24 protein-coding genes and 1 other annotated feature are annotated in these 25,317 nt (G+C 28.0%); of the genes, 5 read left to right on the forward strand and 19 right to left on the reverse strand.

Features of this window, described 5'->3' with window-relative positions:
• Positions 1–5: 5 nt before the first annotated feature.
• The 3 genes from CLPU_RS06050 to glnA all read right to left on the reverse strand — a co-directional run bounded on the left by CLPU_RS06050 (position 6) and on the right by glnA (position 2,807).
• Complete coding sequence (locus CLPU_RS06050) at positions 6–272, reverse strand: hypothetical protein (protein ID WP_050354755.1); 267 nt, start codon at positions 270–272, stop codon at positions 6–8.
• Between the two features lie 406 nt (positions 273–678).
• Positions 679–1,311 (reverse strand): hypothetical protein, encoded by a 633-nt coding sequence (locus tag CLPU_RS06055; protein ID WP_050354756.1) that lies wholly within the window; start codon positions 1,309–1,311, stop codon positions 679–681.
• Between the two features lie 143 nt (positions 1,312–1,454).
• A complete protein-coding gene (gene glnA / locus CLPU_RS06060) occupies positions 1,455–2,807 on the reverse strand; it encodes a type I glutamate--ammonia ligase (RefSeq protein ID WP_050354757.1) in 1,353 nt (450 codons plus the stop codon).
• Positions 2,808–3,078: 271 nt separating this feature from the next.
• On the opposite strand from glnA, the gene CLPU_RS06065 reads away from it, so the two are divergent.
• Both CLPU_RS06065 and CLPU_RS06070 read left to right on the forward strand, forming a co-directional pair.
• Positions 3,079–3,414: a hypothetical protein gene (locus tag CLPU_RS06065; RefSeq protein WP_050354758.1), complete on the forward strand. Its 336-nt coding sequence runs from the start codon at positions 3,079–3,081 to the stop codon at positions 3,412–3,414.
• Between the two features lie 67 nt (positions 3,415–3,481).
• The gene (locus tag CLPU_RS06070; RefSeq protein ID WP_050354759.1) at positions 3,482–3,709 is read left to right on the forward strand and encodes a YuzB family protein; all 228 of its coding nucleotides are present in this window, start codon (positions 3,482–3,484) and stop codon (positions 3,707–3,709) included.
• Positions 3,710–3,728: 19 nt separating this feature from the next.
• Here the strand turns inward: CLPU_RS06070 and CLPU_RS06075 are convergent, their stop codons facing one another.
• From CLPU_RS06075 to CLPU_RS06145, 15 genes are all read right to left on the reverse strand, one after another.
• Entirely contained in the window at positions 3,729–3,974 is a 246-nt protein-coding gene (locus tag CLPU_RS06075; RefSeq protein WP_050354760.1) for a FeoA family protein, read from the reverse strand.
• On the reverse strand, positions 3,964–4,146 hold the full coding sequence (locus CLPU_RS06080; RefSeq protein ID WP_050354761.1) for a hypothetical protein: 183 nt from the start codon (positions 4,144–4,146) through the stop codon (positions 3,964–3,966). Before CLPU_RS06080 ends, CLPU_RS06075 begins: the two co-directional genes overlap by 11 nt.
• The gene (locus CLPU_RS06085; RefSeq protein WP_050354762.1) at positions 4,146–5,597 is read right to left on the reverse strand and encodes a ferrous iron transporter B; all 1,452 of its coding nucleotides are present in this window, start codon (positions 5,595–5,597) and stop codon (positions 4,146–4,148) included. The genes CLPU_RS06080 and CLPU_RS06085 overlap by 1 nt, the downstream gene beginning before the upstream one ends.
• A complete protein-coding gene (locus tag CLPU_RS17620; RefSeq protein WP_050354763.1) occupies positions 5,581–6,174 on the reverse strand; it encodes a FeoB small GTPase domain-containing protein in 594 nt (197 codons plus the stop codon). Before CLPU_RS17620 ends, CLPU_RS06085 begins: the two co-directional genes overlap by 17 nt.
• 425 nt (positions 6,175–6,599) lie before the next feature.
• Positions 6,600–7,889, reverse strand: coding sequence for an amidohydrolase (locus CLPU_RS06095; RefSeq protein WP_050354764.1), 1,290 nt, complete (start codon positions 7,887–7,889; stop codon positions 6,600–6,602).
• A gap of 65 nt (positions 7,890–7,954) precedes the next feature.
• Positions 7,955–8,839 (reverse strand): cation diffusion facilitator family transporter, encoded by an 885-nt coding sequence (locus CLPU_RS06100; RefSeq protein ID WP_050354765.1) that lies wholly within the window; start codon positions 8,837–8,839, stop codon positions 7,955–7,957.
• Positions 8,840–8,960: 121 nt separating this feature from the next.
• Positions 8,961–12,374, reverse strand: a complete 3,414-nt coding sequence (locus CLPU_RS06105; protein WP_050354766.1) for a sensor histidine kinase — start codon at positions 12,372–12,374, stop codon at positions 8,961–8,963.
• Positions 12,375–12,680: 306 nt separating this feature from the next.
• On the reverse strand, positions 12,681–13,160 hold the full coding sequence (gene folK, locus CLPU_RS06110) for a 2-amino-4-hydroxy-6-hydroxymethyldihydropteridine diphosphokinase (RefSeq protein WP_050354767.1): 480 nt from the start codon (positions 13,158–13,160) through the stop codon (positions 12,681–12,683).
• A complete protein-coding gene (gene folB, locus CLPU_RS06115) occupies positions 13,153–13,518 on the reverse strand; it encodes a dihydroneopterin aldolase (protein ID WP_050354768.1) in 366 nt (121 codons plus the stop codon). Before folB ends, folK begins: the two co-directional genes overlap by 8 nt.
• A complete protein-coding gene (gene folP / locus CLPU_RS06120) occupies positions 13,506–14,372 on the reverse strand; it encodes a dihydropteroate synthase (protein ID WP_050354769.1) in 867 nt (288 codons plus the stop codon). The genes folB and folP overlap by 13 nt, the downstream gene beginning before the upstream one ends.
• A gap of 10 nt (positions 14,373–14,382) precedes the next feature.
• Positions 14,383–14,943: a GTP cyclohydrolase I FolE gene (folE, locus tag CLPU_RS06125; protein ID WP_050354770.1), complete on the reverse strand. Its 561-nt coding sequence runs from the start codon at positions 14,941–14,943 to the stop codon at positions 14,383–14,385.
• 30 nt (positions 14,944–14,973) lie between these two features.
• Positions 14,974–15,684, reverse strand: a complete 711-nt coding sequence (locus CLPU_RS06130; protein WP_050354771.1) for a hypothetical protein — start codon at positions 15,682–15,684, stop codon at positions 14,974–14,976.
• A gap of 2 nt (positions 15,685–15,686) precedes the next feature.
• The gene (locus CLPU_RS06135; protein WP_050354772.1) at positions 15,687–16,499 is read right to left on the reverse strand and encodes an aminotransferase class IV; all 813 of its coding nucleotides are present in this window, start codon (positions 16,497–16,499) and stop codon (positions 15,687–15,689) included.
• Between the two features lie 23 nt (positions 16,500–16,522).
• On the reverse strand, positions 16,523–17,899 hold the full coding sequence (pabB, locus tag CLPU_RS06140) for an aminodeoxychorismate synthase component I (protein WP_050354773.1): 1,377 nt from the start codon (positions 17,897–17,899) through the stop codon (positions 16,523–16,525).
• The gene (locus tag CLPU_RS06145; RefSeq protein WP_097677542.1) at positions 17,893–18,480 is read right to left on the reverse strand and encodes an anthranilate synthase component II; all 588 of its coding nucleotides are present in this window, start codon (positions 18,478–18,480) and stop codon (positions 17,893–17,895) included. The genes pabB and CLPU_RS06145 overlap by 7 nt, the downstream gene beginning before the upstream one ends.
• A gap of 431 nt (positions 18,481–18,911) precedes the next feature.
• Here CLPU_RS06145 and CLPU_RS06150 point away from each other — a divergent pair, with 431 nt between their 5' ends.
• Positions 18,912–19,751, forward strand: coding sequence for a TIM barrel protein (locus tag CLPU_RS06150; protein WP_050354775.1), 840 nt, complete (start codon positions 18,912–18,914; stop codon positions 19,749–19,751).
• A 214-nt stretch (positions 19,752–19,965) separates the two neighbouring features.
• Entirely contained in the window at positions 19,966–21,138 is a 1,173-nt protein-coding gene (locus tag CLPU_RS06155; RefSeq protein ID WP_235436117.1) for an MFS transporter, read from the forward strand.
• 88 nt (positions 21,139–21,226) lie between these two features.
• On the opposite strand, the gene leuS is transcribed toward CLPU_RS06155, so the two are convergent.
• On the reverse strand, positions 21,227–23,635 hold the full coding sequence (leuS, locus tag CLPU_RS06160) for a leucine--tRNA ligase (RefSeq protein ID WP_050354777.1): 2,409 nt from the start codon (positions 23,633–23,635) through the stop codon (positions 21,227–21,229).
• A gap of 60 nt (positions 23,636–23,695) precedes the next feature.
• Positions 23,696–23,907, reverse strand: a binding site (T-box leader).
• A gap of 471 nt (positions 23,908–24,378) precedes the next feature.
• On the opposite strand from leuS, the gene ric reads away from it, so the two are divergent.
• Positions 24,379–25,092 (forward strand): iron-sulfur cluster repair di-iron protein, encoded by a 714-nt coding sequence (gene ric / locus CLPU_RS06165; RefSeq protein WP_050354778.1) that lies wholly within the window; start codon positions 24,379–24,381, stop codon positions 25,090–25,092.
• The last annotated feature ends 225 nt before the right edge of the window (positions 25,093–25,317 follow it).

Consider the following 25,317-nt stretch of genomic DNA (forward strand, 5'->3'; position numbering starts at 1 on the left):
CTTATTTATCTAAATATATCTAGTATACTTTTATCTAATGATATCCCAAATATATTGGCCAAAACTTTGACTGTTTGTGCTATAAAATATATAACTGATATCATAAATAAAGCAACAAAAAACAATTTTATAATTCCTTTAGCTTTTTCTGAGAGTTTAAAGTTTTTATTAAATACTCTCATTATACTTTCAACTAATAATGTAAAAACACTAAAAAATATCTCTAAAATACCTAGTATTATCACTATTAACATATATACTTTTAAAGTCAACGCTGACATCCTTTCACATTTTATATTTCATTTAATATACTGTGTGGAATTCTCCCATCCTCTCTAGGTGAGAGATGGATAATACTAATTTGGTAAATACTAGATGTATTTACTAAATTATGATATCATAACTTTAAGAACAACTAAAAACTGAATATATAGAGTTACTATAGGAAATGCTCTATAGTGTAAAATATTCAAGCACTCGCCCAATTGGTATAGCGAAAACCAAGCATATATGCCAATATAGAAGTTCTTATGTTATATTTCGAGGTTGGTTCGACCTTTAGAGCCTAGATAAACTTATCTCATTAGAGATATTGACTAGGAAGCCATTCACTTCTATAAGTGGTGGTAGTTCACTGTCCCAAATTATTATATCATAAAAAATAAAAAAAGAATGCCTTTAAGCATTCTTACTATCTAGTATATCCTTATCTAGTTTGTCTATTTCTTCACTTCCTAATGTATTATGTAAAAAAGTATAAGTCTTATTAATCTTTTCTTCATAGTCAAACTTTTTTTGTATTAAATCTCTTAATTTTTCTCGTAATATATCAAGTTCTTTAGTTATTGATTCATACTTACTCTGACTATCTATAAGATCGCTATATGCATATTTTACAGTGGCTTTGAGAATTTTAAGATTAGCTTCTCTGATTTGTTTTGGAAACTCTTCTAATTGGAATGTAAGATCATCTATATAATCATTTATTTCATGTACATCTCTTTCAGCCTGCTCTAATAAAACGACACCATCTGAAAGATTATTATTGTTGATTTCATCTGATAGTTTTAAAATCTTAGCCATTACTTTTTTCTTTTCTTTCTTTTTATCTTTGAGTTCTTTTTTTATTTCTTTTTCATTATTTATTAAACTTTTAAGTTCTATTTTAGCATTTACTATATCTGAATCTTCTACATCATCGAAAAGGCTTATCCAAATTTCATCATTTATAAGTAAAGGTAGTCTATTTTTAAGTAAAATACTATATTCCAGATCAATCTCCCTATCCTTATCTTTAAATATGTTAAACATTTTTATATTCCTCCTAACTTTAATTGTAATATAAAATGTTTTCCAGTTAAATAGGATTTTTATACTATATTAGGTAATATTGTTTATTCTTTTTAATTCTTACAGTAAAAATCCAGTCGTATATAATATACGACTGGCTTTCTTTAATATCCTCTTAAATATTCATCTATTTCCCATTTATGAACTTTTTCTCTGTATGAATTCCATTCTTTAAGTTTACCTGATATGAACTTTTCAGTCACATGCTTACCTAAAGCATCTTTTACAATATCATCATTCATAAGTTCCTTTATAGCTTCATATAAACTCATTGGGAGAGCTTGTATATCTTTTTCTAGTCTTTCATCTAAATCCATTGCATATATATTTTTGTTAACTGACTTTGGTGGTTCTATCTTATTTTCTATTCCGTCAAGTCCTGCCATCAATACTGTAGCTAATGCTAAATAAGGATTACATGCAGGATCTGGATTTCTTAGCTCTACTCTTGTAGATAGACCTCTTTTTGCAGGTATTCTTACAAGAGGACTTCTATTCTGATGTGACCATGCTATATATACAGGAGCTTCATATCCAGGAACTAAACGTTTATATGAATTAACTAATGGATTAGTAATTGCAGTTAGTCCTTTTGCATGTTTTAATAATCCCCCTACAAAATAAACAGCTTCATCACTTAGTTGGTTTTTAGCATCTGGATCAAAAAATATATTTTTATCACCTTTAAATAAAGACATGTTTAAATGCATTCCTGAACCAGCTATTCCTTCAACTGGTTTTGGCATGAAACTAGCAAGTAATCCTAAATCATCTGCAATTTTTCTTACAACATATCTAAATGTAATTATATTATCCGCAGTAGATAATGCATCTGCATATTTAAAATCTATTTCATGTTGTCCCGGTCCACACTCATGATGAGAAGCCTCTACCTCAAAACCTAAACCTTCAAGAGCAGTAGATATAACTTCTCTTACATCTTCTCCTTTATCTAATGGAGCCATATCAAAATATCCTGCTTTATCGTTATTTTCTAAAACCGGCTCACCTTTTTCATCCTTATTAAATATATAAAACTCTGGTTCTGGTCCAACATAGAATGAATATCCCATTTCTTTAGCTTTTTCTAAAGCTCTTCTTAAAACATATCTTGGACAACCTTCAAAATAACCGCCATCTGGCATGTACACATCACAAATAAGTCTTGCAACTGTAGTTCCATTGTGAGTTTTCCACGGTAATATTACAAAAGTTGATAAATCAGGATATAGATACATATCTGATTCTTCTATACGTGCAAATCCATCTATTGAAGATCCGTCAAACATTACTTCATTATCTATTATTTTATTTAGCTGATTAACTGGCAGAGTTATACTCTTAGCTGTACCTTGTATATCTGCTAATTGTAAAACTATAAATTTTACATCACGTTCCTTAATTAGTTCTTTGATATGAACGATTTGCTCTTCCCTGCTTTTTAGGCTTAAATTCATCCTTCCACTCTCCTTTATCAAATAGGTTAAAAATATTATATAAATATAAAAATTAAAACTAACTTCCCTATCAACAAAAACTCTAATTCTATTTTCCCAGTTTTTTTAAAATATTTCAATTAATTTTAATACTATTTTTTTATTTATTCAACTGTAAATATTTTCTCTATCGACAATATACATTATATTTTGTTATTTGTCTACAAAGAGTAACTTCTAATTAAACTTTAGAATATTATTATTATATATATTGGTTTAGGAGGTTATTTAAGTGGTATGTATCAAAAAAGATTCTAATAACAGTTTCTGTTCAAAGTTGAATGATATTGAAAACAAGGTTAAAAATTTGAGAACATATAATGGAGATCTGGATATAAAAAATCAATATTTTTTACAAAAGCTACAAAGCTTTATTCTATTACTTAAAAGTATCGATCAAGCATTAATTAATAATAATTTAAACGATATGTCTAGTATAGATGAAGACGTATTACACTCAATCAAAGATTGCTTAAATAGTACATTCGATAATATTAATGTAACTAATGAAACTATTCTAGAGTTTCTTCAAAAAATAAAATCTATATACTATGTTATCAAAGAATAGTTTCTTTGTGAATAGCAATAATAAAAGATAAACTTTAGATATTTACTATATACAATAGGAGGTCATTATGACAAAACATAATATAAAATTTTGTGAAAATAACTTTCAATATGAAACAGATAAAATTGTAAAAATACTAGAAGACGATTTTAGTGACGTTGAAGTAGAAGTATCATCTTGCTTAGGATATTGTGGAGACTGTGCTACTTCACCCTTTGCATTAATTGATGATGTCTTTGTGAATACTGATACACAAGAAGAATTGCTAGAAGAAATAAAATCTTATATAGAATAAAGCGCCAAAAACTGGCGCTTTATTTTTCAACTAATATAACTGATGCTATTTCTTTATCAACTGCAACTTGAGTATATCCCACTTGAAATACTAGACTAGGAAATGTCTGTATCATACTTAAATTCATTCCTGGCAATATTCCCATAGCCATTAGTTTTCTAAGAATATTTGCATCTTTAGTATCTAAGTCAGCTATAATTCCAGAGTCACCTTTCTTTAAATCTACTATGGGAACTAGTTTCATAGATTGTATTTTATTGCTCATCTTTCTTTCTACCCCATTTCTTTAAAAACTTTATGAACTTCGGCTCTTTTAAAATCTCATAACCACAATTAGGACATTTGTATTTATCACAATTCTTACTCATAGGACAGCTTGAGCATCCCTTTAAACTTTCTTCTTCATTAAATTCATATCCACAAAAACTACATTTCATTATCCAAGTACCCCAAGTGTAGATAATATCATGTTTAATATATATCCGGATCCAAAAGCAACAACTATTATAAATGCTCCCATAATAAATGCTGTTTTCCATCCTCTTTCTTTTATCATTACTGCAAACTGAGCAACACATGGAACAAATAATGTTAATGTAGCAGCAGAAACCACTAAATTTCTAGCATTTAAAATAGAATCTTTTTGTAAATCAAATAATCCAGCTGCTCCGTAATCCCTTCTAAAGAATCCGAATAAGAATATTTTAGATGTTTCTTTTGGAAGCCCTAATAACCCTACTACAGGTTCCAATCCTCTTACTATCATATCAAATAATCCTGTTATATTTCCGATCCATATAAGAACACTAGCAAAAATGAAAAGGGGAATTATCTCTATGAAATACCATTGCATTCTAGTATATGTTTTTGATAATACATTACTTATTCTAGGCATCCTTAAAGGTGGGACTTCCATATAGAAGCTAGGTTTTTCACCTGGTATAACTTTAGATGCAAGGTATCCAATAAATAAAAATACAAATATCATAAATATAATCCATATAAGTAAGGCAATTTTATTTCCAGATAGTAAAGCTAAAATGACCCCTAATTGAGCTGAACATGGTATAGCTAAAGCTAATAACAATGTAGCAATTACTCTTTCCCTCTTTGTCTCTAAAGTTCTACTAACCATTGTTGCCATAGTATCACAACCAAATCCTAATACCATAGGAATTACAGCTCTACCATTTAGTCCTATCTTTTTAAATACTCTATCAACTAACATTGCAAGTCTAGGTAAATAACCGCTATCTTCAATTATCGAGAAAACTAAGAAGAAAGCTCCAACTATTGGTAAAACTATTGCTATTGCATATCTAAAACCTAATGTTATAATACCATATTCATTTGCTATTAAATCTTGTAACCAATGCCATGGAATAAGCCCGTTTACTATCTTATCAACAAATGGATTTATATATGCTTCAAATATGTTAGCTTCAAGAAAATCAACTACAGTACCTGCTCCAAATACACCTACAAATTTATATAACCCAAAATAAACAACTAATAATAAAATTGGTATTCCAGTTATAGGATTCATAGTTAATTTACTTAAAGTATTAGATATACTATTATTGCTTGTCTCTTTTTTTGTAACTACTGAATCAGCTAACTCCTCAACTTTATTTTGTCTATAAATAGAGATAACATAGCTAAGTGGCTTTTCAAATTGTGATTTAGTTTCTTTTATAATATCTCTTATACTATGAAAGTTATTTACTTCTTGATCTTTTACCATATTAACTACATCTTCATCCTCTTGTAGTAATAAAAGAGCAATGGATCTCTTAGATAGAATATAGTCACCTTTTAATGCTTCCGTAATTTCATTTATTGAATTTTCTATAGTATCTTCATAATTAACACTAAGCTGTTTTGACATATTTATCTACCCTCTCTTTTAGCTTATCTATACCTTTATTTGTTGCAGCAATAGTTGGTACAACTGGTATGCCTAACTCTTTTTCTAATTTATTCACATCTATTTTTAACCCCATACGTTCTGCTTCATCCATAATATTTAAGACTAAGATAACATCAATACCAGCCTCGATTAGCTGAATTGTTAATGGTAACATTCTTTTTATATTTTTAGCATCAATAACATGTATAACTACTTTTGGTTTTTCTGTAAACAACAAATCTCTTGTTACTTTTTCTTCCTCAGTTATACACATTAGTGAATACATCCCTGGAGTATCTATAACTTCATACTCATTCCCCTTTATTTTACCTTTGCCTCTTGAAACTTCAACAGTTGTTCCTGGATAGTTAGATACAGTTACATATGCTCCAGTAAATCTATTGAATATAACACTCTTACCTACATTAGGACTACCTACTAATGCAATTTTTTCTAAACCATTAGTATTATGATTAACTTCTCCTTCACAATTGTGACCAATTAATATAGAAGCCATTTTTTTATACCATGGTGTTTTATTTTGACAACAATCCATAAAAGCCCTCCTCTAACGTCATTGAAAATCATTATCAATAATTGCGTAAAAAAACAGATAGTTTTATCTACAAAAAAATAAAACTCTATTTACCATAAATGACCATTTAATCCTATGTAAAACGATTTTCTTAAGAATTCTATAAACAGTATAGTATATTTCATCTACTTTAATCAATATTCTAAAAAAAACCTTAATTCTTCATATTTCTTCAATTTAGGTCATATAGCTTAGTTAGTATTAATAACCTCTGATTTTCATTTTATAAATAAGTTCTAAATTTATATCATTAAAATTAGTTTACCCGAATTTTATAATTCAATCTATAAATACAAAATGAGACTTTCAAAAAAAGTCTCATTTTGTATTTTATGATGTTATAATTATCAAATATAAATGAAATTTAGTCTAATAATATTTTAGGATTATCTTTCAATTAAATCTTTTGCCATTTTTTCAGAATTATAGATTACTTTTTCAATGTCTATAGTTTTCAATTCTCTATTTTCCATTAATATCTTACCATCTACGATAACTGTATCTACGTCTGAAGCTTGCACCGAATATGCTAAAGAAGACATCAAGTTATATCTTGGATATAAATGTGGTTTGTTTAAATCAATTAATATTATATCTGCTTTTTTATTAATTTCTATTGAACCTATTTCACTTTCAAGTCCTATTCCTTTAGCTCCATTTATAGTTGCCATTTTAATAGCTGTAGATGCCGGAACTGAAGTAGGATCAGTATTAATTCCTTTATTAATTAAAGCAGCAAGATTTATTTCTTCAAACATGTTTAAGTTATTGTTACTAGCTGATCCATCTGTACCAAGAGCTAGATTTACTCCTGATTTTAACATTTTATCTACTGGTGCAAATCCATTTCCTAATTTTAGATTACTTCCAGGGTTGTTTACTACACAAACATTTTTCTCAGCTAATATTTTTATATCTTCATCAGATACGTATACACAATGAGCTGCTAGTGTGGGAAGTTCAAATAGGCCTATATCATTTACATGCTGTATAGGTGATTTTCCAAATGCTTTATAACTATCTTCAATCTCCTTCTTACTTTCTGAAAGATGTACATGAATACCAAGATTATATTCTTTAGCTAATTCTATAGCTCTTCTCATATATCCAGGCAAACATGAGTAAGGTGCATGAGGAGCTATTCTTGTAGTTATTCTACCATCTGCTTTTTCATTCCATATTTTTATGAACTCTCTTATTTCTTCAAATTCTCTATTATCGTCTTCATCTTTTCCTACCAACCCTTTAGACAATACTCCTCTTACTCCTGTTTCTTCAACAGCTCTTGGTATACCATCTGTAAGAAAATACATATCAGAAAAACTTGTAATTCCAGACATTATCATCTCAGCTATGCTAAGCATTGAACCCCAATATACATGCTCTCCTGTTAATCTTTTTTCTAAAGGCCAAATTCTTTCTGTAAGCCACTCCCAAAATGGAATATCATCTGCATAATTTCTAAATAAAGACATTGGTATATGAGTATGTGCATTTATTAGTCCAGGCATTACTAATTTATTTGTAGCATCTATAGTTTTATCTGCATTGAAATCATTAGGAATTTTTCCTATATACTTTATTTTATCTCCTTCTATGCCTATACTAATATTTTCTATAATTTCATCATTTCCATTCATCAATAATGCAGTACAATTTTTTATTAATATTTTCATAAAACTACACTCCTTAAAACGCTTTATTTATATATAATAAATATTTGCATATGGGTATGACTTTTCTAAGTATGAGTATTGTCTTCACTAGCAGGCTCTATATGAACTATAACTTCTTCTACTCCTAAAATATCTTTTTTCAATGTATCTTCTATTCGATGAGATAGTTTATGACAATAATCTATGTTATGATTTTTATCTATACCAACATGTAAGTCTATCATTATATGATTTTGTTTTCCTCTTGTTCTAATTTTGTGACAATATATTACTTCTTCAATTTCCATAACTATTTTATGGATTTTTTCAGCCTCTATCATCTTACCATCTATTAGTACATTTATACCTTCTCTTAATATTTGTATACCAGCTCTACATATTAATATAGCTATGATAGCAGATATTAAAGTATCTATAAATATATAACCTAGCTTAATAGCTATTAAGCTAACTATTACAGAAATAGATACATAAATATCACTTTCCGTATGCTTAGAGTCTGAAATTAAAATACTACTATTCAATTCTTTTCCTTTTTTAGACTCGTACCTTACAACTAAAATATTTATTATTAATGTTAGTATCATAACTATAAAGCTAAATACATTAATTTTCGGTACAACAGGATTCATGAATCTATTATATGAATTTACTAATATCTTAAATGAAACTATAAATAGTGCAAAACTAATTACAATAGTAGACAATGTCTCTACTTTATGATGTCCATATGGATGGTTTTCATCAGCAGGCTTAGATGCTATCCAAATTCCTATAAGTCCTACTACGTTAGACGCTCCATCTGAAAAAGAATGAAATCCATCTGCTATCATACTGGAAGTCTTCGTCATTAGTCCATATATAAGTTTAGCAAGAGCAACAAGTATGTTAAGTCCCAATATTAATGCCAATGTATTTCTTACCTTTAAATAATTATCTTTATATGTCATTTTATTCCCCTCTTTAAATTATAATCATATTTATGATACCCAGTTAAGTCATAATAATAGCATTATTTATATAATAAAAGAAAGTCACCGCAAATTTGCCATGACTTCTTCTTTATTTACCTTATATTTCAGACATTTCTACTTTTACATCTGTACTTTCATCTATAGTTTCATTAATGTGACTACTAATATTATCAGTATCATATATATCTTCATTATTTACTGGTAATTTTATTATAAACTCACTTCCCTTATTTTCTTCACTTACTAATTCTATGCTACCACCATGCATTTCTATTAATGATTTAGTTAAGCTTAGTCCTATTCCACTACCTTGATAATCTTTTTTATCAGCTTGTTTAAATCTTTCAAATATAACTTTTTGTTTATCTTTTGGTATTCCCATACCATTATCTTTTACAGAAATACTAACATAATCATCATCTTCACCTAAAATATCTACCCATATGTTTCCATTTTTAGGTGTGAACTTTAATGCATTTGATATTAAGTTCAATACAACACGTTCTATTTCCACTGGATCACAGTATATATATTTTTCTTCAACATCTGTGTCAATTAAGAGTTCTAACTCTTTTTGTCTAGCGTATTCAGTTGCAGATAACACTGTCTCTTCAACTAAACTTACTATATTTACTTTTTTAACATTTAGTTTATACTGCTTTGAATCTATCTTAGAAACATCTATTATATTATTCACTACTCTTTGGAGTCTATAACAATTCTTTTTAATTAGATCAAGATGTCCTCCTAGTTTTTCAGAAGAATACGATATTTTATCCTCTTTTAAATAATGTTTACTTACCTGTAAAGTTCCTAAAATTAAATTCAAAGGTGTTCTCAGTTCATGTGATAAATTAACAAAGAAATCATTTCTAAACTTCTCTATCTCCATTTTTTCATTAAAGAGCTCTTCATTTTCTTTAAGCTTTTCTTTTAAAACAAGTTCTGCCTTCCTACGCTTTTCTACTTCTTCCATTAGATACTTATTGGTTTTATCAAGTTGAGAAGTTTTTTCACTTATCATTTTCCCTAAAAGTTTAACATAATTTAATGATAAATACACAATTATAATTATTATCAATATGTATATGCAGTATGCCCACCAAGTCCTCCAATAAGGAGGATTTATTTTTATCTTTACTGAGGCTCCTATGTCGTTCCATACACCATCACTGTTAGCACCTTTTACTTTTAATACATACTTTCCAGGACTTAGATTAGTATAACTAGCATAGTTCCTTCCTCCATTATCTTGCCATTTATCGTCAAATCCTTCTAACATATATTTATATCTATTATTATCAGTATTCTTAAAATCTAAAACATTAAAGTTAAAAGTAAAAAAGTTTTGCCTATAGGATAATTCTACTTCTTTTTGTTTTAGATTTTCAAGATCTATATCATCATCATAATGAGTCTTCATTACTCCTAACTTCACTCTAGGCACTTTATATTGAATATCTATCTTTTGAGGATTTACAATATTAAAACCATTAGTTCCCCCAAAGATAAGATCTCCATCTTTGCTTTTATAAGCTGAACCTGATAGAAACTCCTTTCCTTGAAGTCCATCCATAACATCAAAATTGGCTACTACTTTTTCAAGTTTAGTATCAAACTTAAAAATTCCATTTGCTGTACTTACCCATAAGTACCTTCCTTCTGCTAGTATTCCACGTATAGTAACAGTTATTAATCCATCTTTTTCTGAAAAAACATCAAATACCCCAGTTTCTTTATTAAACTTATTGAGCCCATTATCTGTCGCTAGCCACAAATTTTTTTCTTCATCTTCTGTTATATCAAGTATATAATTACTACTTATACTTTCGTTATTTCCAGAAACATTTTGATAAGTTTTAAACTCATTTCTGTATTTATTAAATCTAATAAGACCTCCGTGTATGGTTCCCATCCATAATATACCATCACTATCTTCGTATATTGTTTTTATAAAATCACTACTAAGTCCATCGCTAACAGTATACTTTCTTTTAGCTTTTCCTGTTTCTTCATCAAGTAAGTATAATCCCTCTCTTGTTCCAACCCAAATATTCTCTTCTAAATCTCTATAAACTGTATTAACTTTATCAGTTATTGATAACTTTGATTTATTATTATAATCATTTCCATATATCTTAAATTCTTCAGTATTTTTATTAAATGCAGATATCCCTCTATCTGTTCCTAACCATAGAATACCTTTCTTATCTTCATGTATGCTATATATAGCATTTGATCCTATCTTTGAATTTGAAGTATCATAGTATTTAACCTTTCTGTTTTTAAGGTCTACCTTATTCAATCCACCTTCTCGTGTTCCAGCCCATACTATCCCTTCTTCATCTTTATATACAGAAAGGACCACATTGTCGTTTAATGAATCCTCAAACACTATATTCTTTTTATATGCAGAAAAAGGAGCATTAGGATTAAATCTACTAACTCCACTATCTTGAGTTCCTACCCAAATTATATCATTTTGATCCTGATAAATTGTCTGTATATTACTACTCATTATTCCATATGGAGTATTAAAATCAGCAGAATATTTTACAAATCTATTATTTTCACTATCATAAAATGCTAAACCTGCACCTGTTGTACCAATCCATATAGTTCCTGATTTATCTTTAAGTAATGAAGTTATATTGTTAGATCCTATACTATAATCTACTTTTTTATCTTGATTTTTATTGTCAGATTTTTTAAATACAGTAAACTTCCCAGTATTTCTATCTAACTTGTTCAATCCATCTTTTTCTGTTCCTATCCATATGTTACCTTTATTATCTTCTGTTATAGCTGTAATATTATTGCCACTTATACTATATGGATTATTAGGATCATGTTTATAATGCTTAAAACTTTCAGTCTTCTTATCAAACTCATTTAATCCATAGTTTGTACCTACCCATATTTTTCCCCTTTTATCTTCATACATTACATTTACTCTATTATTACTTATACTTTTAGGATTGCTAGGATTATTTGTATATCTTTTGAAATGACCTTTACGTTTTATAAATTTATTAATTCCAGCATCTTCTGTTGCTATAAACATATCTCCATCTCGGTCTATAAGAATATCTTCTACTTTATTACTACTTATACTTTTAAGATCAAATGAATTAAATTGGAAGTGAGAATAATCCTGTCTTTTTTGATTAAATTTAGTTAATCCTTTTGACGTTCCTACCCAAAGCATGCCATCTTTGTCTATATTTAATGCAGTTATGTAATTCTCTGGTAATGAGTTTTGTGTAAATCTTCCTTCTTTATATACTTTTATATCATTTCCATTATATTTATTAAGTCCATCATTAGTTCCAAACCACATGTAACCTTCTTTATCTTGTAGTATTCTTCGTACTGTTCCTTGTGATAAGTTATCCTTTTCAGTTAATGTCATAAAATTTATGTAGTTTTCTATAGCGTATGTATATCCTGTATTAAAAATGACAATAACGAAAGTCAATAATAAACATAGTATTCTTTTTTTATTTATCATTTTTTCTCCCTCTATTATAATTACTGATTACAATCCCTTTAATTCAATTTTCTCAGAATTCATATTCAATTACAACATTCTTCTTAACAATTTCTTATTATTTTTTTATATAGTTATACTATTGTTTATATATCTATACTATTAGACTACATTGTACAAATTAAATCCTATTTTATATTTTACTAAATTTTGTATTATTAGTAAATGTTTTGTTTGATACTTTATAATAAAGTAACTTTTTATTTTTAAAAGTGATTGTCTTAATTAACTAAAAAATAAAAAAATCCAAGAAATTTCTTGGATTTTTTAATCTAGCTTTCTTACATCTTCTTTCTTTAAATCAACTACTATATCTTTTATAGACTTACCATTTATATCTATATCTTTAGCTATTTCATATAATGGTATCATAACAAATCCTCGTTCATGCATTCTTGGGTGAGGAACTGTAAGCTTCTCATCTGTAGAAGTAAATCCTTCATAAAGAAGAACATCTACATCAATAGTTCTAGGACCCCATCTTATTAGTCTAACTCTTTTTAATTCACTTTCTATATAATTACAATATTCTAAAAGCTTATATGGATCTAAAGTCGTTTCTATTTCAACTACAACATTCATAAACCAATCTTGATCAGTATATCCAACAGGTTCCGTTTCATAAAATGATGAGATCTTAGTTACTTTAATTTCTTCATTATTATTTAAAAGCTCTATAGTCTTTTCTATGTTAGATTTTCTATCTCCTATATTTCCACCTATTCCAAGATAAGCTTTTTTATTCATTTCTCTTTCTCCTTACTTCAACTCCAAAATAATCATATATTCCTGGGACAGGTGCTTCCGGTTTTTTAATAGTTACAACTATTTCTTGAACTTTAGAAAAACCTTTAATTACCGAACTAGCTATATTTTCAGCTAGAGATTCTATTAGCTTGAATCTTTTTTCCTCTACTATAGATTTTATTAGTTCATATACTTCTCCATAATGTATAGTATCTTCTACATTATCTGTATCTCCAGCTTTTTTTAAATCAGCATATATCTCTATATCTAAAAAGAACTTTTGTCCAAGTACATTTTCTTCAACTAATGCTCCATGATATCCATAAAATCCTAAATTTTTCATTATTATTTTGTCCATGGCATTATCCCTCTAACTATAGCGTCAGTAACTTTTATAGCTCTAACATTTTCTTTAATATCATGAACTCTTACTATATCTGATGCTTGAATAACTCCCATAACAGACGTAGCTATAGTTCCTTCTACTCTTTCTTCTGAAGGCAAATCTAATATCTTTCCTATCATAGATTTTCTAGATGTTCCTAAAAGTATTGGATATCCTAAATCATTTAATTCCCCTAGTCTAGCCATTACTTCCATATTTTGCTCTGAAGTTTTTCCAAATCCTATACCAGGATCTAATATAATATTTTCTGGTTTAATTCCAGCTTTTAGGGCTATATCAATAGATTTTCTCAAAAATCTACATATCTCTTCCATTATATCATTTTTATATTCTGTTCCTATTTGATTATGCATAATTACTACCGGAACATTATACTTTGCAACTACATTTGCCATATCTGGATCCTTTTGAAGTCCCCAGATATCATTGATTATATGGGCTCCTGCTTCTAGAACCTTGTCCGCTACAATGGCTTTATAAGTATCTACAGATATAGGAGCTTTTACTTCTTTTGCTAGCCTCTTAACAACAGGCAATACTCTTTCAAGTTCATCTTCTGCAGACACTTCTTCACTTCCTGGCCTAGTAGATTCTCCACCTACATCTATAATGTCTGCTCCCTCTTCAATCATTTCTTTAGCGTGTTTTATAGCATTTTCTAATTCAAAGAAATTTCCACCATCTGAAAAAGAATCAGGTGTAATATTCAAAATTCCCATAACATAAGTCTTTGTACCTAGATTTAATTCATAATCACCACATTTTACATTTATTTTTCTATTAAGTCTATATGCTATGTTTCTCATTTTTTCCCTCCTAGAATTTTATTAATGACATAGCCTCTGCTCTAGCTTTAGCATCATTCTTGAATAATCCTCTTACAGCTGATGTCACTGTTTTTGATCCAGGTTTTTTGATTCCTCTCATAGTCATACACATATGCTCTGCTTCAACTACAACAATAACTCCATATGGATCTAGCACTTCAACAATAGTATCTGCTACTGAAGCAGTTATTCTTTCTTGTAACTGTGGCCTTTTAGCTACTGTATCTACTACTCTTGCGAGTTTACTTAATCCTGTTAATTTACCGTTTTTAGGTAAATAGCCTACATGTGCTTTACCGAAGAATGGTACAAAATGATGTTCACAAACTGAATAGAATGGAATATCCTTAACCAATACCAATTCTTCATGTTGATCTTCTTGGAAATATACTTGTAAGTGTTTTTTAGGATCTTCTGTTAATCCTGAGAATATTTCCTCATACATTTTTGCTATTCTTCTAGGTGTATCAATAAGTCCTTCTCTTTCTGGATTTTCTCCTATGCCGATAAGGATTTCTCTTACTGCTGATTCTATTCTAGGTTTATCCATGGTTCTTTTCCTCCATTTTTCTAGTTTTATTTAAATAAAATCAAAAGGATATATTCCTTTTTTCCAATAGTTTAACTTACCACCAAAAGGTTCTATTATATATTCTAAAGCCATTTTAAGACTCTGAATCTTATTATTTATATTATTAGTTTTATAGTAACTTTTTATAATATTTTCTAAGGTATCATCTTTTATTTCTTTTAAAAGTTTCTTATCAGGAAGAATCCATCTTTGATTCAACTTCAAATAAGAAATTATCATGTCTTTTATAAAAATATTTGCTAAAAATTCAAAGTTGATTTCATCGTCTTTTCTATTTAAAACGGTAAAGTATTGTTGAGTAAGTTTAAATCTTATATAATCTTTTTCATAATCTAAAGGCTTATCTGGTTTAGCTTTGTATAATTCCTTAATTTGATATAAAATATTATCAATTGTATCTCCTGACTTATATATTACTTTTCCATTTGCTAATACATTAATAACAGAAGATATTTTATTTTTAATACAGAATTCTAAAGATTCTATAGATATATATGACACATCATAATCGATATCTTCTATATTTACAACTTCACGTTCAAACTCTCCATTTTTCAATATTACAAATATATCTAAATCTGTAATATTCTCAAAATCTATTTTTTCTTGTTTTGACGCGGAGCCCACTAACAGTATACCATAGGGATTTTCTTTTTTGACAATATCATCTATTTTTCTTTTAAATATTTCATTATACATATTTATCCACCTATTAAACTTTTATACTTATTCATAATTTTACATGTTATTATATTTTTTTCAATATTAAATAATTTATTATCAATATTTGATATTGGCATTATATCCATAAGAGAATTTGTTATAAAAACCTCATCAGCATTTAGCAACTCATCTTTACTGAACTCTCCTATGTTAACTTTCACATCTAACTCTTTAGCTATATCTATAACTTTATCTCTAGTTATACCTGGTAGTATCCCACACTCTATAGATGGAGTAAATAATATATCATTCTTTATGAAAAATATGTTAGATACAGATCCTTCTGCTATTTTGTTTTTTGTATTAAGAAAAATCACTTCTTCATAACCTTTTTCATTTCCGATCTTTTTAGCTATTATGTTTTCCATATAATTTACTGATTTTATATATGGAAGTATAGAATCTGGATTTCTTCTTATATCACTAAAACATATTTTATATCCTACTTTATAATTGTTTTCTGTATATGAGCTCTTTCTAGTAGTTATTATAAGATAGTTCTCTTCTCCATTTTTTGAATAAACTATTTTAATCGCACCTATGTTCAACTTGTTTTTTTCTAAGATTTTATATGCCCTATTTTCAATCTCTTTAATATTAAAATTAAACTCTAGTCCAATTTTTTTACAACTTTTTTTTAATCTTTCTATGTGTTCTTCCAAAAAACACATTTTACTATTAACTACCTTTATAGTTTCAAACAATCCATATCCAAACATATATCCTTCACTCATAGGTGATATACTTGAGTTCTTATCTTCTACTATTTTACCGTTAATAGAAATATACAATTAAAATCACCTCTAAATATGAATTAGCTATTTAGTGACTCCATTATAGCTCTTGCTTTATGAAGTGTTTCTTCATATTCAAGTTCAGCATCTGAATCCCAGACAATTCCTCCACCAACTTGAAAATATGCCTGATTATCTTTGCATACTACAGTTCTTATAACTATGTTAAGATCCATATCTCCATTGAATCCTATATATCCTATTGAGCCTGTATAAATATTTCTTTGAGTAGGTTCAAGCTCATCTATAACCTCCATTGATCTTATCTTTGGTGCTCCAGTTATAGATCCACCAGGGAATGTGGCTTTTATACAATCTACAGCATCATGTTCATCTTTTATTTCTGCTACCACAGTAGAAACTAAGTGATATACTGTAGGATATTCTTCAAGATGGAATAATTCTGTTACTTTTACTGTTCCTGTTTTAGCTACTTTTCCAAGATCATTTCTTTCTAAATCTACTATCATTAATAATTCTGATTTATCTTTTTCACTTGATGTTAGTTCATCTCTATTCTTTTTATCTTCTTCTTCAGTCATTCCTCTAGGTCTAGTACCTTTTATTGGACGAGTTTCTATTATCTTGTCCTTTAATTTAATAAATCTTTCAGGAGAACTGCTTACAATATGACCATCACCAAAATCTATAAAGCTAGCAAATGGTGCAGGATTTATACTCCTAAGTTTTGCATATAGTTCATAAGGAGTTTCTTCTAAGTCACATTGAAACCTTTGAGTAAGGTTAGCTTGATATATGTCTCCTGATTTTATATAATCTCTAACTTTATTTACTGATTTTATATATTCTTCTTTTGTAAAGTTAGACTTAAATTCTGCTGGCTTGGATCTTTTAGGAATTGTAATTTCAACTCCTGTTTTTTCTCCATCTCTTATTTTTTCAAGTATAGAATTAAATACGTCTTCTTCTTTTCCTTTAATGCCTAGTGCAGAAATATAAACTTCATCTTTTCCACTTCTATGATCTATTACTATTACTCCATCATATATTCCAAAATAAGCATCTGGTATTTTAACATCGTCTACTGCTGTTCTAGGTAGATTTTCTATATGATGACATAGATCATATGAAAGATATCCAACTGCACCACCTATAAATGGCAACTCAGATTTATAATCTATTTTATATTTTTCTAAAATTTCTTTTAATTTATCAAATGGATTTTCTTCATATTTAGTTGTTTTTCCATCTTGTGTTATTTCTACTTGATTCTCTTTGCTTTTAAATACTAATATAGGATCGAATCCAATAAACGAAAATTGACCTAATTTTTTATTATCCATTCCACTATCTAGGAAAAAACTATATTGTTCATCTTTAAATAAAGTATATAACTGAAAACTGTCTAATGAAGTATCTATTTTTTTTACTAGCATTTCTTCACCTGCTTCTTAACTTTTTTCGCTTCTTGTAAGAAATTATCTAAAAGTTCCATTCCTTGTTCTGTCAATATAGCTTCTGGGTGAAACTGAACTCCTTCTAGCATATAAGTTTTATGTTTAAATCCCATTATTTCTCCTTCATTTGTTTCCGATGTTATCTCTAGACAATCAGGTAGTGTTTTTCTATCAACAACCAACGAATGATATCTGGTTACATTTAAAGGATTATTAAGCCCTTTAAATACCCCTTTATCTGTATGATTTATAGGATATACTTTGCCATGAACAGGTTCCAATGCCTTTATGACATTTCCACCAAATACTTGACCTATCGTTTGATGTCCTAAGCATATTCCTAAAATAGGTATCTCACCTTTAAATTCTTTAACCACATCTATACACACCCCTGCTTCATTTGGTGTACATGGACCCGGCGACAATACTATCATATCAGGCGATAGTTTTCTTATGTTATCAATCGTTATTTCATCATTTCTATAAACCAGGACTTCTTCATTTAGTCCTTGTAGATATTGTACTAAATTAAAAGTAAAAGAATCATAATTATCAATCATTAAAATCAACTAAAACACTCCTTCTAAGGTGTAGTTTTGTAAAATAATATATATTAAGGTTCATAGATAGAAAAAGTAATTATTTTGTCTAATTTTAAACTCCGTTTTTAGTATACATTGTATATTCCATATAGTCAAAAGGAATATTTCAAAATTTATTTTCCCAAAAAACTCGTTAACATTTTATAGAAGAATTAAGCCTTTATATCAGCTTTTATCACTATTATAAAAAAAGCAATTCTTTAATTTATATACTTTTAATTCTTTATATTTTAATAGGATTTGCTTTAAGCATAAATATTATTTTAAAAATTAAATTTAATAATAGTTTGTCGAATCTTTACTCATATTTAACTCTACAAGGTATAATATATTTAATATATTAAGTTAAATAAATCATGAATGAAATAATAGAATTTGGAGGTTAATATATGAAAATAGGATTTACTTTAGATGAAAAAGTTTTTGATAAGATATCTCCTAAATTTCTTATTGAAAAAGCAGAAATCAGTGGAATATCTAGTATTGAAATAAGCCCTGATAAGAGTGTTCTTCCTGAAGAAGTTTATAAAGATATAGTTAATACTTGTACTAATAAAAACATAGATATTCACTATCATATCCCGTATTTCGCACATGATATTTATGAACTTGAGTATTTTACTTCCTATAAATCAGAGGCTAAAAAAAAGTATATGGAACTTCTTTCTTTATTAGAAAATTTACAAGAATATATAAAAAATGTTCCTACAATAGTAATTCATGGTTCAAAGTACAAATGCACAGAAGAGAAATCATGTGGTATGGATAACACTTTGAACTTTATAGATTGGTTTTTAAACACTATTGAACAAAAAAATCTAAACTTTAAACTAGGTATAGAAACTTTACGTAAAAAAGGTATAAGCACTATATGCGACAATAGAGATGATATTTATTATATTTTAAATAAGTTTCAATCTCCAAAATTAGGGGTATGTTGGGATATATGCCATGATAATATGAACTTTTATCCTGACGAAATTGTTTTAGATGATAATTTTTTAGAGAAAGTTATATATTGTCATATACACGGAATAGATTTAAAAAAAGATATATCTCATATCTCTTTAATTAAAAGTGATATTAATTATAGTCAAATTTTAGATTGTTTATCTAAAAATAAATTTGAAGGTTCTATAAATATAGAGATATTGTCGAATTTTTGTGAAGATAGCTATATAGAAGATTTGTTTAAGGATATTAATTACTTAAATAATATTATTATATAAAAAATAATCCTTTAATGCATACAGATAAAATTATTCTCACAACGGCACTTTATAATACATGATTAATATATTAAAAACTTTTCTGTAAAATTCATATAATAAAGATTAATATAAGATAATAATATTAATAGCTTAGCTAATGTTAAGCTATTTTTCTTACAAATATATAAACCACTTAAAGTTTATAAAATGACAAGTTTGAGGAGGTATTTTTTTGAAGGATAATTCAGTAACATTAAGCCCTAAGTTAGTTCTTTTAATGGCTATAACATGTGGTATTTCTGTAGCAAATATATATTACAATCAACCTTTATTAGGAGATTTGGCAAGATACTTCAATGTATCTACTAAAAGTATTGGTTTAGTTTCTACATTCACGCAAGTAGGATATGGCTTAGGCATGTTAGCCATAGTTCCTTTAGGCGATATTAAAGAACGTAAATCCTTAATAATAAAAATGCTTGCATTTTCAGTTTTTTCTCTAATTCTATTAGGAACATCTATGAATTTTTATTGGTTGTTATTGGCAAGTTTTTTGGTAGGATTTTCATCAATCATAACACAATTGATAGTTCCATTTGCAGCAGAATTAGCTTCTCCTAATCAAAGAGGTAGTATAATAGGAAAGGTTTTAAGTGGTCTTTTAATAGGTATACTTCTTGCTAGAACAGTAAGTGGTTTTATAGGGTCAATATTTGGATGGAGATCTATATTCTTTATAGGAGCTTTTTTAATAGTTTCTTTAAGCTATGCTTTAATAAAATTATTACCGTCTAGTTTACCAAAATCTAACGAGTCATACATACAAACCATGTTATCTCTTGTAGATTTATTTAAGTCTAATTCTGTTATAAAAGCTTCTTCTATTACTGGAGCAATGATGTTTGGAGCTTTTAACGTATTCTGGACTACTTTAATATTTTTTCTTGAATCCCCTACATATGGATTAGGTGCAAAAGAAGCTGGTATATTTGGTTTATTAGGAGTAGCTGGAGTATTTGCAGCTCCACTTATCGGTAAACTAAGTGATAAAAAAACTCCAAGATTTGTAGTAGGATTATCTATATTAATGTCTTTGATATCTTACATAATATTTTATATTTTTGGTAAAAACATAATTGGTCTAATTGTAGGTGTAATTTTTATAGACTTAGGTACACAATCAGGACAAGTTTCGAATCAGACTAGAATACATAATATATCTTCCGAAGCACGAAGTAGATATAATACTATATTTATGTTTACATATTTTCTTGGTGGATCAATAGGTTCTTTTCTAGGTACATATAGCTGGAACATATGGAAATGGAAAGGAGTATGTATATCTGGTCTTATTCTAATGGTAATTGCTACTATAACTCACTTTACAATTGGAAGAAAAGAATAGGATCACTATTTAGTTATAAATTTAGCCCCGTAAATAAGTCTAGAACCTATTTACGGGGCTAAATATTTATACTTCTTAAACATATAAGTTATTTTACAACTATATTAAATATTCTTCCAGGAACGTAAATTTCTTTTACTAATGTTTTACCTTCTATTAAAGCATTGAGCTTTTCATCTTCAATAACTTTTGATTTTGCTACTTCTTGAGTTGCATCTGCAGGTACTAATATTTTACCTCTAACTTTACCATTAATTTGTACTGCCATCTCAATAACATCGTCTATAGTTTTATTATCATCCCAAACTGGCCAACTAGTTTCATTTAACATTCCTTGGAATCCTGAATTTTGCCATAATTCTTCTGTTATATGAGGAGCGGCAGGATTTAAAAGAATCAAGAATGTTCTAAATTCAGCTTTATTTACTTTACCAGCACTATTAAATTCATTTATAAGAGACATTAGACTAGCTATAGCTGTATTAAACTTCAAACTTTCAAAGTCTTCACTAACTTTCTTTATAGTCTTATGCATAGTACTTTCTAGTTCTTTAGAATATTCCTCTCCTTCTACTAGAATATCTTGAAGTTTCCAAACTCTTTCTAAGAATCTTCTACATCCTTTTACTCCATTCTCTGACCAAGATACACTTTTTTCAAAATCTCCTATAAACATTTCATAAACTCTTAGGGTATCTGCTCCAAATTCATCTACAACTTCATCTGGATTTATTACGTTACCTCTAGATTTAGACATCTTTTCATTATTTTCACCTAATATCATACCATGTGAAGTTCTCTTTTGATATGGTTCTGGAGTAGGTACTATACCATAGTCATATAAGAACTTATGCCAGAATCTAGAATATAGTAAGTGTAATGTAGTATGCTCCATACCACCATTATACCAGTCAATTGGTATCCAATAATCTAAATTTTCTTTACTTGCTAATTCTTTATCATTGTGTGGATCTGTATATCTTAAGAAGTACCATGATGATCCAGCCCATTGTGGCATTGTATCAGTTTCTCTTTCAGCATCTCCTCCACATTTTGGACAAGTAGTTTTTACCCAGTCAGTTATATTAGCAAGTGGCGATTCTCCATTATCTGTTGGTTCATAACTTTCTACTTCTGGTAGCATTAGTGGTAATTCTTCTTCTGGTAAAGCTACCCAACCACACTTATCACAATGAACCACTGGTATTGGTTCTCCCCAGTATCTTTGTCTTGAGAATAACCAGTCTCTTAACTTATAGTTAGTTTTTCTTTTGCCTATTCCTTTTTCTTCTAACCAAGAGCTTATTTTTTCTTTAGCTTCTTTTACACTTAATCCATCTAGAAAATCTGAGTTTATCATCGTTCCTGATTCTATATCTGTAAAAGCTTCTTTTTCTATATCTCCACCTTTAACAACTTCTATAATAGGTAAGTTAAATGTTTTAGCAAATTCCCAGTCTCTTGTATCATGTCCTGGAACAGCCATTACAGCTCCTGTACCATAAGACATTAATACATAATCTGATATCCAAACAGGTATTTCTTTTCCATTCACAGGATTCGTAGCAGTTATTCCTTCAATTTGTACTCCTGTTTTTTCTTTAACTAGTTCTGTTCTTTCAAAGTCTGATTTTTTACTTGCAGACTCTCTATATGCTTCTATTTTATCAAAATTAGTTATTTTATCTTTTAATTTATTAATAAGAGGATGTTCTGGTGATAAAGTAACATATGTTACTGCAAATAAAGTGTCTGGTCTTGTTGTATATACAGTTACTTTATTTTCACCTGTTATATTAAAATTAACTTCCATACCTTGTGACTTACCTATCCAATTTTTTTGTTGGATTTTAACTCTATCAATATAATCCACTAAATCTAGGTCTTTAATTAATCTTTCTGCATATTCTGTTATTTTTAACATCCATTGATTTTTAGTTTTTCTTACAACTTCTCCACCACAACGCTCACAACCACCATTTACAACTTCCTCATTTGCAAGTCCTACTTTACATTCAGTACACCAGTTTATAGATGATTCTTCTTTATATGCTAACCCTTTTTCAAATAGTTTTAAGAATATCCATTGAGTCCATCTATAGTATTCTGGATCTGTTGTATTGATTTCTCTTGACCAGTCGAAAGATAAGCCAAGTGATTTTAGTTGCGACTTAAATCTTGCAACATTTTGTTCTGTAACTTTCTTAGGATGTATTTTATTTTTTATAGCATAATTTTCAGTAGGAAGTCCAAATGCATCCCATCCCATAGGATATAGTACATTATATCCTTGTAATCTTCTCTTTCTAGAAACTATATCTAATGCTGTATATGGTCTTGGATGACCAACATGTAATCCCTGTCCAGATGGATAAGGGAACTCTATTAATGCATAAAATTTAGGCTTTGATTTATCATCTAAAGCATGAAAAGTTCCCTTTTCATCCCAAATATCTTGCCACTTTTTCTCAATCGCTTTTGGATTATATTCTTTCATTTATCTCACGTCCTTTTTTGCAGTTTTATGTAAAAATACAAAAAACCCTCATCTTCTATATATAGAGACGAAGGTTTTATTATCGCGGTACCACTCTATTTGGTAGAAAACTCTACCCACTTAACAAGTTTAACGGATCTATCCGGTTAAGACTACTATCCTTCACCTTAACGACTCAGAGATGAGTTCGACTAAAATTGTTGCTAACTTGCACCATACGTTAGCTCTCTGGAAACAATTGTTTATCTACTATTTCTCTTCAAAGCCTAAAATTATCATTTTGAGTGTATTGTATCAAATTTTTTACTAAAAATCAATTTTTATTACAACTTTCTATACTTATCATTATTTCCAAACTCCATTAATAATAAACTTTCTTTGATACATAAACAATATTTAATAGGATAAACTATATAAAACTTTTAATTTAACCTGTTGTACTTGTAAGTATTAATAGTATTGTGAATACTATTTTAATACTTTATTAAAGATTTAATAATTTAAAACTAATAATTCTAGTATAAGAAATTAACTATCATAGAAAGGCTAATTTATATTTTAAATTAAATAGTTATAATAATATATCCATATAAAATAGTTTTATTTATTAGATCATGGCCCTATATAGCTTGTTAAAAGTTTATTTACTCAATATTTTTATTTCATTTTGATTGTAATCACATATAAATTTTTCCTTTATATTTATAATAAAGTTACATAAATCACTTAAAGGAGTGAGAGGTATGAAAGACAAATTCAATAAAAATCAAAAAGTTGGAGAAATAGTTGCAGAATTCCCAAAAGCTTCTGAAATATTTATGAAATATAAATTAGACTTCTGTTGTGGTGGTAATAGAACTCTAGATAATGCTGTTATAGAAGATAAAGTTGATTCTGATGTAGCTTTAATAATAGATGAATTAAATGAGTCTTATGAAAAATATAATTCCATTAGTTCAAAAGAAGATATAGACTGGAGAAAAGAAAATAATATAAAAATAATTGATCATATACTAAATACTCATCATGCTTATATGAGAAATCAACTTCCTATTACAGAAAATTTAATATCAAAGATTTTAAAAGCTCATTACTCTAAAAATGGTGATATGCTTTCTAAAGTTCATAAACTTTTTAATCAGTTTAAAGTTGAAATTGAAGAACATTTAATTAAAGAAGAAGAAGTTCTATTTCCTTTAATTAAAATTTTTGAAGAAAATAAAGATAAGGAAGTACTGAATAATATTTTGAACATATTATCAGAAACTGAGCATGAACATGATGTAGCTGGAAACATTATAAAAGAAATCAGAAAAGTTACAAATAATTATGAGCTTCCAGAAAACGCATGTAAGTCATTTGAATTAGCATATGAAAATCTAAAAGATATAGAAAAAGACTTGTTTAATCATGTTCATTTAGAAAATAATATTCTATTTGAAAAAATAAAAGGCTAAATCTTATCATCCACAATCAATAATAAAATAGAACTTTTAATAATATAAAAAAAGACTAAGATATGAAAGTAATTTTTAATATCTTAGTCTTTTTTTATATTTGAATATCTACTTAAATTGAATTGATCTAAAAGTGTTACAATTCTTATCTCCCCTTTGTTGAAGTGAAAATATTATAACTATTGATTTATTATATAAATTATCTAAAACCTATTAATAAAAACT

This window comes from Gottschalkia purinilytica, from assembly GCF_001190785.1.
Classification (GTDB): domain Bacteria; phylum Bacillota; class Clostridia; order Tissierellales; family Gottschalkiaceae; genus Gottschalkia_A; species Gottschalkia_A purinilytica.

What these genes read in the sequence shown, in the direction of transcription:
- CLPU_RS06055 (WP_050354756.1), bottom strand. Translation starts at nt 1,311, where the DNA reads ATGTTTAACATATTTAAAGATAAGGATAGGGAGATTGATCTGGAATAT.
- glnA (WP_050354757.1), bottom strand. Translation starts at nt 2,807, where the DNA reads ATGAATTTAAGCCTAAAAAGCAGGGAAGAGCAAATCGTTCATATCAAA.
- CLPU_RS06070 (WP_050354759.1), top strand. Translation starts at nt 3,482, where the DNA reads ATGACAAAACATAATATAAAATTTTGTGAAAATAACTTTCAATATGAA.
- CLPU_RS06075 (WP_050354760.1), bottom strand. Translation starts at nt 3,974, where the DNA reads ATGAGCAATAAAATACAATCTATGAAACTAGTTCCCATAGTAGATTTA.
- CLPU_RS06080 (WP_050354761.1), bottom strand. Translation starts at nt 4,146, where the DNA reads ATGAAATGTAGTTTTTGTGGATATGAATTTAATGAAGAAGAAAGTTTA.
- CLPU_RS06085 (WP_050354762.1), bottom strand. Translation starts at nt 5,597, where the DNA reads ATGTCAAAACAGCTTAGTGTTAATTATGAAGATACTATAGAAAATTCA.
- CLPU_RS17620 (WP_050354763.1), bottom strand. Translation starts at nt 6,174, where the DNA reads ATGGATTGTTGTCAAAATAAAACACCATGGTATAAAAAAATGGCTTCT.
- CLPU_RS06095 (WP_050354764.1), bottom strand. Translation starts at nt 7,889, where the DNA reads ATGAAAATATTAATAAAAAATTGTACTGCATTATTGATGAATGGAAAT.
- CLPU_RS06100 (WP_050354765.1), bottom strand. Translation starts at nt 8,839, where the DNA reads ATGACATATAAAGATAATTATTTAAAGGTAAGAAATACATTGGCATTA.
- CLPU_RS06105 (WP_050354766.1), bottom strand. Translation starts at nt 12,374, where the DNA reads ATGATAAATAAAAAAAGAATACTATGTTTATTATTGACTTTCGTTATT.
- folK (WP_050354767.1), bottom strand. Translation starts at nt 13,160, where the DNA reads ATGAATAAAAAAGCTTATCTTGGAATAGGTGGAAATATAGGAGATAGA.
- folB (WP_050354768.1), bottom strand. Translation starts at nt 13,518, where the DNA reads ATGGACAAAATAATAATGAAAAATTTAGGATTTTATGGATATCATGGA.
- folP (WP_050354769.1), bottom strand. Translation starts at nt 14,372, where the DNA reads ATGAGAAACATAGCATATAGACTTAATAGAAAAATAAATGTAAAATGT.
- folE (WP_050354770.1), bottom strand. Translation starts at nt 14,943, where the DNA reads ATGGATAAACCTAGAATAGAATCAGCAGTAAGAGAAATCCTTATCGGC.
- CLPU_RS06130 (WP_050354771.1), bottom strand. Translation starts at nt 15,684, where the DNA reads ATGTATAATGAAATATTTAAAAGAAAAATAGATGATATTGTCAAAAAA.
- pabB (WP_050354773.1), bottom strand. Translation starts at nt 17,899, where the DNA reads ATGCTAGTAAAAAAAATAGATACTTCATTAGACAGTTTTCAGTTATAT.
- CLPU_RS06145 (WP_097677542.1), bottom strand. Translation starts at nt 18,480, where the DNA reads ATGATTGATAATTATGATTCTTTTACTTTTAATTTAGTACAATATCTA.
- CLPU_RS06150 (WP_050354775.1), top strand. Translation starts at nt 18,912, where the DNA reads ATGAAAATAGGATTTACTTTAGATGAAAAAGTTTTTGATAAGATATCT.
- leuS (WP_050354777.1), bottom strand. Translation starts at nt 23,635, where the DNA reads ATGAAAGAATATAATCCAAAAGCGATTGAGAAAAAGTGGCAAGATATT.
- ric (WP_050354778.1), top strand. Translation starts at nt 24,379, where the DNA reads ATGAAAGACAAATTCAATAAAAATCAAAAAGTTGGAGAAATAGTTGCA.